A 14,010-nucleotide genomic window follows, 5' to 3' on the forward strand; every position below is an offset into this window, starting at 1 on the left:
TTTGTGGTTCAACTTTTAGTTACCTAAATCTTTAAGTAAATCTTATGCAAAACGAAGCAAAAAACAATCCATACTACTCACGAACAGATAGAACAGCGGTGAATATTTCCAACGAAGAATGGAAAAAAATACTTTCGCCGGAACTCTATGCTGTAGCAAGAGAAGCAGCAACCGAAAGAGCCTTTACCGGAAAATACAATGAGTTTGATGAACTGGGAGAATATTACTGTGCGGTATGTGGAAATCATCTGTTCAGATCTACTGAAAAATTTTCCAGCAGCTGCGGGTGGCCGAGCTTTTTTGAAGCAGATAAAGAAGGGGTTTATTATAAAAGAGATGTAACCTACGGAATGGATAGGGTAGAAGTACTTTGTAAAAGATGTGATTCCCACCTTGGGCATGTTTTTGACGACGGGCCGAAGCCTACCGGATTAAGGTACTGTATGAATTCCGTAAGCCTGGAGTTTGTTTCGGATGAACAGATATAAAATAGTTTTTATTCACGAAATCAGTAAGTTAAAGTTTCTTAAATTTGAGTTAAACTAGTGGAGTTATTCTTCCAGATAGGTATGTTTTTATACATTTGCTGACTCAATTGGATTTAACATATTATTGAATGAAAGGATTTTATAGCTTATTAAGTATTGTTTACATGGTCACTACTTCATTCTACCTGTCACCGGAAAAAAAAGAGACAAAGAATGAAATCAGTACAAAAAAGATTGAAAGAGTAGCCGACAAAAAATCGGAGAACACCACAGAGAAAACAGTATCATCCTCAGAAGAGTTATACAGGTCTATCGCATTTGAACAAGGGCATGAGCTTAACGAAGAAGTTTTCTTCAAAGCCTTAACAGGGTTTGAGAATTTGAAGAAAGCTGGTTTGCTTAATCAGGATTCGCATTTACTTACGGTATGCGATTTTTCCATGTCCTCAAATACGAAAAGACTTTGGGTAATTGATATGAATGAGAGAAAGGTATTGTTCAACTCACTGGTAGCGCACGGTAAAAATACCGGAGAAGAGTTTGCAACGAATTTTTCTAATACCGATAGCTCACTTCAGAGCAGTTTAGGTTTTTATATTACGGATGCAACATACAATGGGGACAATGGATTTTCCCTGAGACTGTTGGGAATGGATAAAGGATTTAATGATGCGGCATACAGAAGAGCAATCGTAATGCATGGCGCAGATTATGTAAGTGATGAATTTGCAGCAATGCACAAAAGAATTGGAAGAAGCTGGGGTTGTCCGGCTGTACCCAGAGATCTTACCCAGCCAATCATTAATACGATCAAAGGGCGAAATCTTCTTTTTATCTATTATCCGGACCAAAATTATCTTTCTAAATCAGAATGGCTGAAAACGTCAATATAAATGAATGAAACTTCGGAATTTATTCCAGCAATACGATTAATGAACACTCCTGACGGAAGCAGTACTTTTGAAACGGGAAAACTTCCTGTTCTGAAAACAATCAGTACCACTTCTTTCCGCATCAGCAATACCGTTGAAGAATGGGAGAAATCTGATCATCCTGCACCCAGAAAACAATATGTGGTAACCGTAAAGGGTAAAATCCGGTTTAAAGTGAGTAACGGAAATACATTTCTTATTGAACCCGGAATTATTCTACTTGCTGAAGACGTAGAAGAAAAAGGGCACAGCTGGGAATTTGAAGAAGGAGAAACATGGGAAAGGCTTTATATTCCTATTCCTGATCATGGCGACAGTTTCTTCATTTCTGATCATCATTAGAATTATTTTAATTGATTAAATAAAAAAAGCAGTCTGAATAGCAGACTGCTTTTTTGATAAGAATATTTTATTATGAAAACTTCTTGAAAATCAATGTTGCATTATGGCCACCAAAACCAAAAGCATTGCTCAAAGCGTAATTGATGGTTTTCTCTTTAGCCTCTCCAAAAACAATATTGATATCTCTGGGAATATTTTCATCTATGTTGTGAAGATTAATAGTTGGCGGGATAATTCCTGTCTCGATGGCTTTAATGGATAAAATCGCTTCGGCGGCTCCTGCTGCCCCCAGCAAATGCCCGGTCATCGACTTTGTTGCACTGATATCGAGGTTTTTACTTCCTTTAAATAATTTGTTTATTCCGTTCAATTCCACAAGATCTCCCATCGGGGTTGAGGTTGCGTGAGGGTTAATGTAATCAATATCTTCCGTGTTGATCTGAGCTTCCTTTAATGCAAGCTGCATGGCTTTAATGGCTCCGATACCGTCCGGATGAGGCGCGGTCATATGATAGGCGTCCGCAGTCATGGCAGCTCCCACAAGTTCTGCATAAATTTTTGCGCCTCTTGCTTTTGCATGTTCATATTCTTCAAGAATTAAAGCACCTGCTCCTTCTCCCATAACAAAACCATCTCTGTCTGCATCGTAAGGCCGGCTTGCAGTTGCAAAATCATCATTTCTTGTAGACATTGCTTTCATAATGGAAAATCCTCCGATGGAAGCTGGTGTAATGGCTGCTTCGGATCCTCCGCTCACAATAACTTTTGCTTTTCCAAGCCTGATATAATTAAAAGCATCCATCAATGCCGTATTCCCTGTAGCACATGCTGAAATCGTTGTATAGTTGATTCCTTGCAGTCCAAATTTCATTGAAATCATTCCTGAAGCCATATTGGCGATGAACTTCGGAACGAAAAAGGGGTTGAACCTTGGTGTCCCGTCGCCTGCCGCAAAATTCATGACTTCACTTTCAAAGGTCCACATTCCGCCTTGTCCGGTTCCCCAGATCACGCCGGTGTCAAAGGGATCCATATTTTCCAGTTCAAGCCCTGAATCTTTCAGCGCTTCAGCTGTTGAATACATGGCGTATTGTGAAAAAAGATCACTTCTTTTGATTTCGTTGTGCGTTAGATGAGCTTTAGGATCAAAATTTTTCACTTCGCAGGCAAAATGCACTTTAAATTTTTCCGTATCGAAATGAGTGATTTTGTTGGCCCCGCTTACTCCGTTGATGCTGTTTTTCCAGAATTCTCCTACGTTGTTTCCCAAAGGTGTTACTGCGCCGAGACCTGTAATGACTACTCTTTTCATTGATAGATATTTATCTTTTATTAGGTGTGTATCATCAATCTATAAAACGATGATATTTTTTAATTGTTTATTTTGAATAAATTGGAAGTTCCTCTTGCAATAATCCGTGATTTGTCTGCATTCCAGATTTCACACTGCGCATTTATGAATTGCTTTCCTCTTTTAATGATTTTTGTTTCTGCAACAATAATATCATTTTCTTTGGCGGTAGAAAAATAATCAATGACATTATTAATGGTAGTTATGAAAGAATTTTCATTTAACGAAAACATAGTGGCGCCAATGATATCGTCGATAATTGCGGCTGTGATCCCACCATGGAGATTTCCCAGCGGGTTCAGCCATTCTTGCCGTATGGTGTATTGAAATTCCAATTGTCCTTCTTCTGCGGAAAGAATTACAGGATTCAGCCATTTCATAAAAGGGGATGGCGATTGGGTGAATTCTTTTCCTATAAACTGTTTTAATTGCGCAAGTCTGTCCATTATTTATTTTTCTAATATCATGGTAACGCCCTGTCCGCGGGCTGCACAAATGGAAATGAAACCTTTTCCGCTGCCCTTTTCATCTAAAAGTTTTGCCAGGGTGGCAATGATTCTTCCCCCTGTTGCCGCGAAAGGATGTGCGGCAGCAAGACTTCCGCCTTTCACGTTCAGTTTATTCCGGTCAATTTTTCCTAGTGACTTTTCAAGTCCGAATTTTTTGGCCACATCATCGTTTTCCCAGATTTTTAATGTCGCTAAAACCTGCGCAGCAAAAGCTTCATGAATTTCATAATAATCGAAATCTTCAAGGTTTATTCCTGCTTTTTTCAGCATTCTGTCGGCGGCAAAAACCGGAGCGAGTAATAAATTCTGCTTATTTTCGACGTATTCTATTCCTGCTACTTCAGCATATGTGATATAGGCCAGAACCGGAAGATTATTTTCTTTTGCCCATTCTTCACTGGCAAGTAAAATGGCAGAAGCGCCATCGGTAAACGGTGTGGAATTTCCCGCTGTTAAAGTTCCGTTTTGTTTATCAAAGGCGGGTTTCAACTGGGCCAGTTTTTCAAGGCTTGTGTCGCGGCGGAGATTGTTGTCTTTATCCAATCCGAAAGCAGGAGAGATCATATCATCAAAGAAACCTTCATCGTATGCTTTTGCCATATTCTGGTGGCTTTTAAATGCCAATAGGTCCTGATCTTCACGGGAAATTTCATAATATTTTGCAGTAATTTCCGTATGTCCACCCATCACGAGCCCGGTTTTAGGTTCCTGTCCTTTGTATGGAACCGGCATCCAGTCTTTCAATTTCGGGTTTAGTAATTGTTTGATTTTAGCGAAAACAGATTTTTCTTTATTGGCCTTTAGTAAAGCTTTTCTTAACCGGACGGAGGTTTCGAATGGAATATTGCTCATCGCTTCAACGCCACAGGCAATACCACTCTCGATCTGGCCTAAAGCAATTTTATTTCCAATATAAATTGCTGCTTCAATTCCTGTGTCACAGGCCTGTTGAAGGTCACATCCGGGAGTGGCGGGATCAAGAGCCGTTTCCATCACCGATTCCCGGATAAGGTTGCTTTCGGAAATATGTTTAATAACAGCGCCTCCGGCAACTTCTCCCAAAAGTTTTCCTTGAAGGTTGCAGCGGTCGATCAGCCCGTTCAGTGCGGCAGTCAGCAGATCCTGATTGCTCTTCTCCGTATAAGCAGTATTAATTCTGGCAAACGGGATTCTGTTGTATCCTACGATGGCCACTCTTTTTGTTTCCATAGGGTGATATTTATGATGGATGTATATTCAGTTCTTTGTTAATGATATGTAAAACTCTGTCTAATGCCTGGTTTAAAAATTTTTCTTCTCCGGTTGTTTTAGATAATAAGATTCCGCCTTCAATCAGCATAATAAAAATTGAAGCATATTCTTCCGAATCAGCATTGGCAGACAACTCTCCGTTTTTCTGACCTTCTATAATTACTTCCGAAATCTTGGAGATCCATTCTGTGAAAGATTGAGTTACCTGCTTTTTAAGCATAGGAAAAGTGTCATCAGCTTCGGTGGCAGCGTTCATCAGCGGACAGCCTCCGTTTAAAAAAACCGACTGCCAGTTTTTTCTGTAGAATGCAACAAATGCATTTAACTTATCCATCGTAGAGGGAAATTCATCACCGAAAGACCGGGACATGCTTTGTTTTAAAAGACCGGCGTTGTATTTATATACTTCTAAAGCGACCTGATCTTTATTTTCAAAATTTCCGTAGATGCTTCCTTTTGTGAGCCCGGTAGCTTCTGTGATGTCTGAAAGTGATGTAGAGGTATATCCCTTGGTGTTAAAAAGAGATGCCGTTTTTTCAATGATGAACTGTCTTGTTTTTTCAGCTTTAGACATTTAGATCAGAATTTTATACAAATATACAGAAAATATACCAATCGGTATATTTAATTTATAATTAAATAATATTGAATAGTTCTCAGCATCAAATAATATATACAATTAAAAATTCTTAAGTTTTGGTTAAAGCCACAGGTACACTATAAAAAAGCGGGCTTTAGCCCGCTCCTATTGATCTTTAATCGTAGCAACTATGGTATCTTAATTTTCTAAAGTTGCGTTTAGGGTAATTTCAAAATTAAATGCAGCGCTTACAGGGCATCCTTCTTCTGCAATTTTAGCATATTTCTGGAAATCTTCTTCTGAAATTCCCGGAACTTTTGCCGTTAAAGTAAGCTCTGATTTTGTAATTTTTCCTACACTAGGATCAAGGGTAATTACAGAAGTTGTTTTTAATTCTTCAGGGGTAAATCCTGCCTGGGAAAGTTCTGCGCTTAATTTCATGGTAAAACATCCTGCATGAGCTGCAGCCAGCAATTCTTCAGGATTTGTGCCTACTCCGTCCGCAAAACGGCTGTTGAATGAATATTGCGTTTCGTTTAAGGTTGTGCTTTGGGTAGTTAAATGTCCTTTACCTTCCTTGATGTTACCGTTCCAAACGGCTGTAGCGTTACGTCTCATAATACTTTAATTTTTTTGTTGTTACTATTGTTTATTTTTGATGTTACAAAGATATATTGTGTTTTGGTCTGGATAAATACATAAAAGACCTTAAATGTTGTACTTTTTTCCCGATGTGTAGCTTTTTTTGAAATGCGCAGGAGTATTTTTTGTTTTGTTCGTAAAGAGACGGTTGAAATATGCCGGATCTTCATATCCCAAATCATAGGCAATTTCTTTTACGGTTTTATCGGTATAAATAAGAAGTCTTTTGGCTTCGAGAATTATTCTGTTGATGATTAGCTGATTGGGAGATTCTAGTTGTAGGCTTTTAAATTTATGAGTTAATGTTTTGGGAGCTATATGCAGAAGCTCTGCATATTCAGATACATTATGTTTTTCTCTGAAGTGAATTTCCAGAAGCCTGCTGAAATCACGGAAAATATCGACTTCATTACTGGGGACTTTTATAGATCCATTGTCAAGGTTCTGTTTTTTCCATTTTCTTGTAGCGCGGATGATGATCTGCTTCACATACGTCCGGATCATTTCTTCTGCAGAAGAATCTCTCGATTCAAGCTCATGTTCAATATTTTGAAAAAGCTGCTGAATGATAATATCTTCTTCGCGATCAAGCTCTACAAAAGGAATTTCGAAAATATTATGAAATAAAAGTCCGTCACAAGCAACTTCTTTATCATGGATTTGGATACAGTAAAAATCACGATTATAGTATAATAATTTCGCCTTTTCCTGCGCTTTTATAATTTTGACATGCTGATTCGTTAAGAAAAAAAGGCTGGGCTGAGTAATCTCAAAGTAATTAAAATCTACCGACATTTCATAACCCGACGGAATAAACATAATTTTAATATCATAACGAAACTTATTACCATTAATGGTTTCAAGGTTATTTTCCCAAAAATTTTCAATACCGAGTCTTTTATACTGATCTTCAAAAATAAGCGTTTGCGACATGATTTTACTTTACTTTAAAGATACAAAAAAGCATGGTTTCTTTTATTACGATTGAAACCATGCTATTTAATTTAAGGTTAAATATTTGTAAAGATTAGAATGTTACATCCAGTCCTACATAAAAATTGGCTTTCATGATAGGAGCGTAAACCATTCCGCCGTCAAAATAATTTCCGAAAGGATTTTTAAAATCGACAATCGCGTTGCTTTGTGAGTACGAAGTTAAGTTTTCGCCACCCAGGTAAGCTCTTATTTTCTGGTTGAAATTTCTTGAAATCTGTGCATTCAGAACACTATAAGATGGTGAATATGCTGCAAGCTGAAACTGTGAAGGATTGGATGAAGTATCCGGAAGCCTTTGTTTTCCTACGATATTTAAAGTCGTGTCAAAGCTCCAGAAGCCGCCTTTATCATTTTTATTGGTTGAATAGGCTGCATTTACAAAGCCTCTGTGTTTTGCCATAAAAGGAACAGCTCTTCTTCCGTTCAGGTAGTCGGCCTGCACATCATAATATTTATAGGCAAATTTCAATTCAAAGTTTTTGAAAGGCATAAGATCCCACTGGGTCTGGAATGAGTTGGCAAAAGATTTTCCCTCAAGATTATAAAAGGTTAGCTGTTGAGGTGAGCGGTCAAGGTCTACCATCACCTGATCCTGAAAATCTGTCCTGAAAAAATCTGCAACAATGGAAGATTTTCTTCCGAATAATTTAAATTCCTGTTGAAGGCTTGCTCCATAATTCCAGGCAATCTCCGGTTTCAATCCGTAAATATTTCCTCCGTTTTCAAGAATCTGAATATTCCTGTTGGAGGCAAAATGCTGTTGGCTTTCCGCAAAAATATTTGCTGTTCTGAAGCCTCTTCCGGCAGACAGTCTTAAGATAGTCTGTGGAGTAATATCATATTTGAAATTCAATCTCGGGGTAAACTGTGTTCCCGCCAGATTATGAAAATCAATTCTTGCTCCTGCTACCAATGTATATTTTAATCCCGTTAAAGTATATTCTGCAAATGCTCCCGGAACGATTTCGTTTCTTTTAAAATTTTGCGTTAAATAGTTTTCGTCATATCCGTCATACATGAAGCTTGCACCGGCTTTGTATTTATGATTCGTGTTCCCAAGAATACTTTCAAAAATTAAATTTGAATAATAGGTATGTTGTTTTCCGGAATAATTTCTCAATCCGAAAAAGCTGTCCTGCTGATGAAAAGTATATTGATTCATCCAGCCAAGGCTCTGGTAAGGTTTCCCTTTAAAAACATAGCCTGTTTTATTCCATACCTGAAATCTTGAAATATCGATGCCTACGCCGTAAAGAGATTGTTTGTCCTGTGGAATTTTTTTATCAAATCCTACCTGGCCTGCAGTTCTTTCATCTTTAATAAAATTAATTCCAAAATGAGAACCGAATCCCGATTTCTCCAGATCGTTGTAATTCAGTAAGTACGCGGCATTCAGCTGTGTGCCTTTCGGCCTGTCTAAAAAGCCGTCATCATTCATATCCGTATCACCGAAAGTTCCATTTCCGTGAAGGAGAAAAGTCTGTGACCATTTGTCGTCGATCTTGGAAACACTGGTGATGTTAGCTTCAGTTCTTCCGTTAAAATCTGCAAAAAGGTTTAGCGAAGTTTCAGGTTTTTCAGAATTTTTCAGTAATTCTGTATTGATTTGCCCTGTTATGCTTTCATAACCGTTTGTTACAGTGCTTCCTCCTTTTGTAAGCTGAATGCTTTCAATCCATCTTCCGGGAATAAAATTTAATCCGTAAGCGGAAGCAAGTCCTCTGATCTCCGGAAGCAATTCCTTGGTTAGGCTGGTATATTTCTGATCCAGGCCCAACATTTTCAACTGTTTGGTACCTGTTACCGCATTACTGAAAGAAACATCTACTGTTGCATTTGTTTCAAAACTTTCGGATAAATTACAGCACGCGGCTTTCAATAATTCTTTTTTATCGATATTAAAAATTAATCCGGCTTCTTTTTTATTAAGTGAAGTGGATGCTTTTGATGCCGTTACGGTAACGCCTTCAATGTTTTTTTCATGACTGGTTCCTGCATTATGGTTGTGAGCGGCTTCTGTAGTTTCTTCAGTATGGACTTTCGGATTGGTCTCTCCAAACGGAATTTCCCTGTCGTATAAGCAGCATGACGGCAGATTTTTGTAAGTGCTGTCGCTGGCTTTATACTTTTCATTGTCGTGTCCCACTTCCGCAATCTTTTTTAATATGGCATCTGCTGAAGTTTTTTGGGAATTAAAGTTTAAAGCGACAGTTTGTTTTTCTGCATTCCATTCTGCAGAATCTGCTCCGGCATCTTTTGCTGCCTTTTCAATTCTTGCTTTGCAGGATTCGCAGTTTCCTTTTACATAAAATTCATTTTCCGCCTTTGCGTGCATATAATGCTCTTCAGAAGTTTGTGTACTGTTTCTTTCGTAATGACAGCAGGCCGGAAGTGCTTGGTAAGAAGCTTCATCGGCCTGAAATTTTTCATTGTCATGCCCGGCTTTTGCAACTTCTTTTAAAATTTCGTTTGGGGAAACATTATCATCCGTTTCTACTGTTAAAATCTGTGAGTCTACAGAATAGTTTGCTGTTTTTGCCCCTGCTTTTTTTGCGGTTGTTTCAATTCTTTCTTTGCACAAGTTGCAGTTTCCTTTAACTTTAAACTGGTTTTTAGAAAGATGCTGTGCCAATACGAAAGGTGAACATAATAAGAATAGACCAAGAATAATCCTGGAAATATATAATTTCATTGTTGTTTAAGATTTAGATTAATTAAATTAATGTAGCCATTAACAATGTAATTGTCTAACCATCATTAATAGACTGATAACTTGTACATTGTTATTTCTTATTAATTAACCTAATTTCGGAGGTTGCCAGATTTCTCTCAGACGACCAGACAGATAAGGGTCGGAGTACTGGAAATTTAGATTTTTGTTGGATTTATAATATGAAATATCCAGTTTAAGACTTCTGGAAAAAGGTGTTTCTATAAAGCTGTAACACATTGCGCAATAGGAGCAGCAATCATCATTACAAGAACTTTTCTGTTTATTGCTGTGATTTTCTTTAGAATGTTCTGTATGCTGTTTTTTACAGCATGAGTTTTTCGAAGATTCTTTGCAGCATGTTTCCTGCTTATTCTGAGCATAAAAGTTATCCTTAGGAATCAGGAAAATTCCTAAACAAAAAACAATTGTTATGATCTGAATGAGTTTCATCAATGCAAAAATACAAAATTATGGTAAAGGATCACCAACTTTTACGCTGCAATTATGCCAGGCTTCTCCATGAGCCGGGTTTAAAGCAGGTTTTGGACCTGTCGGTGCGGGCGTAGGCGCAGGAGCAGGCGTATTTTGGGCAATGTTCTGCGGTACGGGTTGAGGGGCGGCAGGTTTGCTGTTTAATGGCTGTCCTACGGGAATATCACATCTGTGGCCCGGTTCACCGTGCGGCGGATTCATTCCTTTTGCTGTTTTAATATTTTGAGCTTTTCCATTTTCCACAGAGAATTTTCCGGGCTGTAAAGAATTGGGATCAATCTGGATGGCTTGTGCCTGATTAGTTGTTGCTGTCGCAGCCTGTGCAGGTTTACTGTTCAGAGGCTGTCCTACAGGAATGTCGCATCTGTGGCCCGGCTGTCCGTGAGGAGGATTCATTCCGGGAGCTGTAACTGCTGCTGCTGCAGAAGGGGTTTGTGCAGGCTGGATTCCGGCCTGGTCCAGCAATGAAGCTTTGGGAGCCTGATTTGCCGTCATGGCAGGCTGCTGAACACCGGCTTCTTCTTTAATGTAAGTAGCCCTTTCGTCTTTTTTACAAGAAACTGTTACTATAGAAATAGCAATTACGCTAAAAATTATATTCTTCATATAAAAACAAAATTAGCAAAACATTTTGAATTGTTTTGCTAATTTATATTTATCATAAGGATTTTTATAATTAATTTTTAACCAAAAGCCTGAATCCTTCACCATGTACGTTGATGATTTCCAATCCTTCATCATCTTTCAGCAGCTTACGTAATTTTGCAATATAAACATCCATACTTCTTGCTGTAAAGTAGTTCTCTTTTTTCCAGATTTTTCTTAGCGCAAGATCTCTTGGCATAAAATCATTTCTGTGAATGCACAGAAGTTTCAGCAGTTCGTTTTCTTTAGGGGAAAGCTTATATTCATTGTCTCCCACTCTCAGCTGTCTCAGCATGGAATCAAAGAAGATGTTACTGATTTTGAATTGTTCCTGTTCTTCATTTTCCAGCGTTGAACTTCTCTGAAGGATCGCTTTTATTTTATACAGAAGCAACTCCGTATCAAAAGGTTTGGTGATATAATCATCTGCCCCCAGCTGATATCCTTTCAGGATGTCTTCCCTCATATTTCTTGCTGTCAGGAAAATAATAGGTGTATTTTTATCAATTTTTTTTACGTCTTCAGCTAATGAAAATCCGTCTTTCTTAGGCATCATCACATCGAAAATACAGATGTCGAATTCATTTTCGGTGAACTCTTTTAATCCCTGCTCTCCATCTGTGGCCAGAGTAACTTCAAAGTTATTGATGGTTAAATAATCTTTCAGTACTGCCCCGAAACTCTGGTCGTCTTCTACTAATAATATTCTGTTGCTCATAGTTTGACTTATTAATGTTTAACAACTGGAATGAACATGTCACTCTCTCCTTATATTTGTTTATTTGGTTGATTTCTATTTAATTCATCGGCAGCTTAATGGTAAATATGCTCCCTTTTCCTTTTTGGGAATCTATTAGGATCTGACCTTTATGAAGTTCTACAATCTTTTTCACGTAAGAAAGTCCTAACCCCTGTCCTTTTACATTATGAATATTTCCTGTTTCTTCTCTGAAGAATTTTTCGAAAATTTTCGTTTTATTCTGAGTTTCCATTCCCATTCCTTTATCTGAAACTTCTATCACATACCAATGTCCTTCATTTCTTGTTTTTATAGAAATTTCGGGTGCTTCGGGAGAATACTTATTGGCATTATCCAGAAGATTTACCAGCATATTGGAAATGTGAAATTCATCAATTTTAAAATTATATTCCGTTGCATTGAATTCCTGGATCAGTGTTCCGTTTCTTTGCTGAATAATGAGATTAAAAGATTCTGTTGTCCTTTTAATGAGCTCTCTTACATTGGTTTCTTTTAAGAACAGCTTTACTTCATTTCGTTCAAGCTTTGACATGTTTAATACATTCTCCACCTGTTTTTTCATTCGCAGGTTTTCCTGTTTTATCAGTTCGGAATAGTATTTTACCTTATCCGGATTAGTTGCAATTTTATCATTTGCCAGAGAGTCGGTAGCTACAGAAATGGTTGCCAGCGGCGTTTTAAACTCATGAGACATATTGTTGATAAAATCCGTTTTTACTTCTGCCAGTTTTTTCTGTCTCATCATATAATTGATGGAGATAATGTAAATTCCCAGAATCGTAAGCAAAGACAGGAAAGTTCCAAGCAGCATCGGCCAGTTGTTCATTGCCAGTGAATATTCCTTTTTAGGAAAAACCAGCGCCAGCGTATATAATGTTCTTTCTTTAGAATCTGTAAATAATGGATAGCTGTACGTATTATTGTTATTTTTTTCCTTGTACAGTTTGTTGGCAACACTCGTAAGCTTATTGCTTTTATCGATAATTCCATATCCGAAAGTCGCCGAAATTCCTCTTATCCTCAATTCTTTGGTAATCACGGAATCCAATGTTTTTTCATCTACTCTTTTAGTAATCGGCAGGTTATTACCACTTACTTTCACAAATTCTTTCATGGCATAATCACCATTTTCAATATCACGGTTGATATCTGCGGTGAGAAGCTCGCGGTTAGTAGTATCTCTTTTTATTTTGTAGGATGCTTCATCTGAATACAGTTTGGTGAGATTCAGGGAGTCTCCTTTTGGCGAAATGGGAAGCTGGTTCTTTTCAATAATACTTTTGGAGTAGACAATTTGTCTCTGTGTTCCGGAATCTTCTACCTGCTGTATGGTGGTAAGAGAAGGCTGATTATTGTTAGCAAGAATGGTGTTTCTGAAATCTTTATTTTCAACATTCAGGTACTTATCCACTTCAGCCTCACCAATAATTTTTGATGTATTTTCCAGTGCAGAGTAAACTTTGGAAGAAAAATCCTGATCCAATGCACCATAGTATCTTTTCAGCCAATAAAACTGGAGCGTGACGAATACAATCAGTGAAATCGTCATAAACACCGATATTATTGGGATGAATTTATTATTCATTACTTAATAAATTTAAAAAACAGAATGTTAAAATTAAATATTTTATGAGTTCATAAACAAAAAACGAGCCATAAAATTGTGTAATTTTTCTTAAAAATGCGTTTTTTAACATTTATTTATAAATTTTTAATTCTTTATCATAGAAAAAGAGTGTTCTCTAAATAAAAACTAGATTTGTATCTATAAAATATTAATATGAAATCTGAAATCATTTTTAACAGAGATCCGGAATCTGCCAGTATTTATGTCATGAAAATGTATAATGCTGAAGTTTCTGTAATTTGGGATTATTTCACGAAATCCGAATTGCTTGATCAATGGTGGGCTCCAAAACCATGGCAATGTGAAACAAAAACTCACGAATTTAAAAAAGGGGGAACATGGCTGTATTCAATGCTAGGTCCTGAAGGAGAAAGGCATTATGCTAAAGTAAAGTACGGAGAAATAACGGAACACCGGAGCTTCGACGGGACAGACTCTTTCTGCGATGAAAACGGAAATGCAAACCCGGATTTTCCAGAAACAAAATGGCTGTTCGGATTTACAGGAGTGGAAGAGGGTACGAAAGTAACGGTAAATATTCATTTTGCATCTGAACAAGCGATGAACCAGCTTTTGGAGATGGGATTTGAACAAGGTTTCAAAGCGGGTTTAAATCAATTGGAAAGTATTCTCAGTAGTTATGATATTTAAATATTAATAAGAGCGGACTTTAGTCCGTTTT

General features: G+C 37.5%; 15 protein-coding genes. 4 read left to right on the forward strand and 11 right to left on the reverse strand.

The window, feature by feature from the left end:
- The first annotated feature begins 44 nt into the window (after window positions 1-44).
- The 3 genes from msrB (at window position 45) to U9K52_RS11395 (ending at window position 1,762) form a co-directional block, all read left to right on the forward strand.
- Entirely contained in the window at window positions 45-488 is a 444-nt protein-coding gene (gene msrB, locus U9K52_RS11385) for a peptide-methionine (R)-S-oxide reductase MsrB (protein WP_248389636.1), read from the forward strand.
- 128 nt (window positions 489-616) lie between these two features.
- Entirely contained in the window at window positions 617-1,381 is a 765-nt protein-coding gene (locus tag U9K52_RS11390; protein WP_248389639.1) for a murein L,D-transpeptidase catalytic domain family protein, read from the forward strand.
- A complete protein-coding gene (locus U9K52_RS11395; RefSeq protein ID WP_263601774.1) occupies window positions 1,382-1,762 on the forward strand; it encodes a hypothetical protein in 381 nt (126 codons plus the stop codon).
- Window positions 1,763-1,832: 70 nt separating this feature from the next.
- Here U9K52_RS11395 and fabF read toward each other — a convergent pair whose 3' ends face one another.
- The 11 genes from fabF to U9K52_RS11450 all read right to left on the reverse strand — a co-directional run bounded on the left by fabF (window position 1,833) and on the right by U9K52_RS11450 (window position 13,286).
- Window positions 1,833-3,074, reverse strand: a complete 1,242-nt coding sequence (gene fabF / locus U9K52_RS11400) for a beta-ketoacyl-ACP synthase II (RefSeq protein WP_248389645.1) — start codon at window positions 3,072-3,074, stop codon at window positions 1,833-1,835.
- Between the two features lie 59 nt (window positions 3,075-3,133).
- Window positions 3,134-3,559 carry a PaaI family thioesterase gene (locus U9K52_RS11405; RefSeq protein WP_322926574.1) on the reverse strand — a complete coding sequence of 142 codons (426 nt, stop codon included), beginning with the start codon at window positions 3,557-3,559 and terminating at the stop codon, window positions 3,134-3,136.
- Window positions 3,560-3,562: 3 nt separating this feature from the next.
- The gene (locus U9K52_RS11410; protein ID WP_322926575.1) at window positions 3,563-4,831 is read right to left on the reverse strand and encodes an acetyl-CoA C-acetyltransferase; all 1,269 of its coding nucleotides are present in this window, start codon (window positions 4,829-4,831) and stop codon (window positions 3,563-3,565) included.
- A gap of 10 nt (window positions 4,832-4,841) precedes the next feature.
- Window positions 4,842-5,447: a TetR/AcrR family transcriptional regulator gene (locus tag U9K52_RS11415; RefSeq protein WP_322926576.1), complete on the reverse strand. Its 606-nt coding sequence runs from the start codon at window positions 5,445-5,447 to the stop codon at window positions 4,842-4,844.
- Window positions 5,448-5,651: 204 nt separating this feature from the next.
- Window positions 5,652-6,071 (reverse strand): OsmC family protein, encoded by a 420-nt coding sequence (locus U9K52_RS11420; protein WP_263601770.1) that lies wholly within the window; start codon window positions 6,069-6,071, stop codon window positions 5,652-5,654.
- A 90-nt stretch (window positions 6,072-6,161) separates the two neighbouring features.
- Window positions 6,162-7,028 (reverse strand): AraC family transcriptional regulator, encoded by an 867-nt coding sequence (locus U9K52_RS11425; protein WP_322926578.1) that lies wholly within the window; start codon window positions 7,026-7,028, stop codon window positions 6,162-6,164.
- 94 nt (window positions 7,029-7,122) lie between these two features.
- Window positions 7,123-9,783 (reverse strand): TonB-dependent receptor domain-containing protein, encoded by a 2,661-nt coding sequence (locus U9K52_RS11430; RefSeq protein ID WP_322926579.1) that lies wholly within the window; start codon window positions 9,781-9,783, stop codon window positions 7,123-7,125.
- Window positions 9,784-9,888: 105 nt separating this feature from the next.
- The gene (locus U9K52_RS11435; RefSeq protein WP_248389665.1) at window positions 9,889-10,254 is read right to left on the reverse strand and encodes a hypothetical protein; all 366 of its coding nucleotides are present in this window, start codon (window positions 10,252-10,254) and stop codon (window positions 9,889-9,891) included.
- Window positions 10,255-10,272: 18 nt separating this feature from the next.
- Window positions 10,273-10,902, reverse strand: coding sequence for a hypothetical protein (locus U9K52_RS11440; RefSeq protein ID WP_263601767.1), 630 nt, complete (start codon window positions 10,900-10,902; stop codon window positions 10,273-10,275).
- A gap of 70 nt (window positions 10,903-10,972) precedes the next feature.
- Window positions 10,973-11,659, reverse strand: a complete 687-nt coding sequence (locus tag U9K52_RS11445; RefSeq protein WP_027380477.1) for a response regulator transcription factor — start codon at window positions 11,657-11,659, stop codon at window positions 10,973-10,975.
- A 79-nt stretch (window positions 11,660-11,738) separates the two neighbouring features.
- Window positions 11,739-13,286 (reverse strand): HAMP domain-containing sensor histidine kinase, encoded by a 1,548-nt coding sequence (locus U9K52_RS11450; protein WP_322926583.1) that lies wholly within the window; start codon window positions 13,284-13,286, stop codon window positions 11,739-11,741.
- Window positions 13,287-13,481: 195 nt separating this feature from the next.
- Here U9K52_RS11450 and U9K52_RS11455 point away from each other — a divergent pair, with 195 nt between their 5' ends.
- Window positions 13,482-13,979: an SRPBCC family protein gene (locus U9K52_RS11455; protein ID WP_248389674.1), complete on the forward strand. Its 498-nt coding sequence runs from the start codon at window positions 13,482-13,484 to the stop codon at window positions 13,977-13,979.
- The last annotated feature ends 31 nt before the right edge of the window (window positions 13,980-14,010 follow it).

The organism is Chryseobacterium sp. MHB01 (assembly GCF_034651565.1).
Classification (GTDB): domain Bacteria; phylum Bacteroidota; class Bacteroidia; order Flavobacteriales; family Weeksellaceae; genus Chryseobacterium; species Chryseobacterium nepalense.

Excerpts from the sequence above, each read along its gene's own strand:
- fabF (WP_248389645.1), bottom strand. The coding sequence starts at position 3,074 with ATGAAAAGAGTAGTCATTACAGGTCTCGGCGCAGTAACACCTTTGGGA.
- U9K52_RS11430 (WP_322926579.1), bottom strand. The coding sequence starts at position 9,783 with ATGAAATTATATATTTCCAGGATTATTCTTGGTCTATTCTTATTATGT.
- U9K52_RS11450 (WP_322926583.1), bottom strand. The coding sequence starts at position 13,286 with ATGAATAATAAATTCATCCCAATAATATCGGTGTTTATGACGATTTCA.
- U9K52_RS11420 (WP_263601770.1), bottom strand. The coding sequence starts at position 6,071 with ATGAGACGTAACGCTACAGCCGTTTGGAACGGTAACATCAAGGAAGGT.
- U9K52_RS11440 (WP_263601767.1), bottom strand. The coding sequence starts at position 10,902 with ATGAAGAATATAATTTTTAGCGTAATTGCTATTTCTATAGTAACAGTT.
- U9K52_RS11390 (WP_248389639.1), top strand. The coding sequence starts at position 617 with ATGAAAGGATTTTATAGCTTATTAAGTATTGTTTACATGGTCACTACT.
- U9K52_RS11405 (WP_322926574.1), bottom strand. The coding sequence starts at position 3,559 with ATGGACAGACTTGCGCAATTAAAACAGTTTATAGGAAAAGAATTCACC.
- U9K52_RS11410 (WP_322926575.1), bottom strand. The coding sequence starts at position 4,831 with ATGGAAACAAAAAGAGTGGCCATCGTAGGATACAACAGAATCCCGTTT.
- msrB (WP_248389636.1), top strand. The coding sequence starts at position 45 with ATGCAAAACGAAGCAAAAAACAATCCATACTACTCACGAACAGATAGA.
- U9K52_RS11395 (WP_263601774.1), top strand. The coding sequence starts at position 1,382 with ATGAATGAAACTTCGGAATTTATTCCAGCAATACGATTAATGAACACT.
- U9K52_RS11425 (WP_322926578.1), bottom strand. The coding sequence starts at position 7,028 with ATGTCGCAAACGCTTATTTTTGAAGATCAGTATAAAAGACTCGGTATT.
- U9K52_RS11415 (WP_322926576.1), bottom strand. The coding sequence starts at position 5,447 with ATGTCTAAAGCTGAAAAAACAAGACAGTTCATCATTGAAAAAACGGCA.
- U9K52_RS11455 (WP_248389674.1), top strand. The coding sequence starts at position 13,482 with ATGAAATCTGAAATCATTTTTAACAGAGATCCGGAATCTGCCAGTATT.
- U9K52_RS11445 (WP_027380477.1), bottom strand. The coding sequence starts at position 11,659 with ATGAGCAACAGAATATTATTAGTAGAAGACGACCAGAGTTTCGGGGCA.
- U9K52_RS11435 (WP_248389665.1), bottom strand. The coding sequence starts at position 10,254 with ATGAAACTCATTCAGATCATAACAATTGTTTTTTGTTTAGGAATTTTC.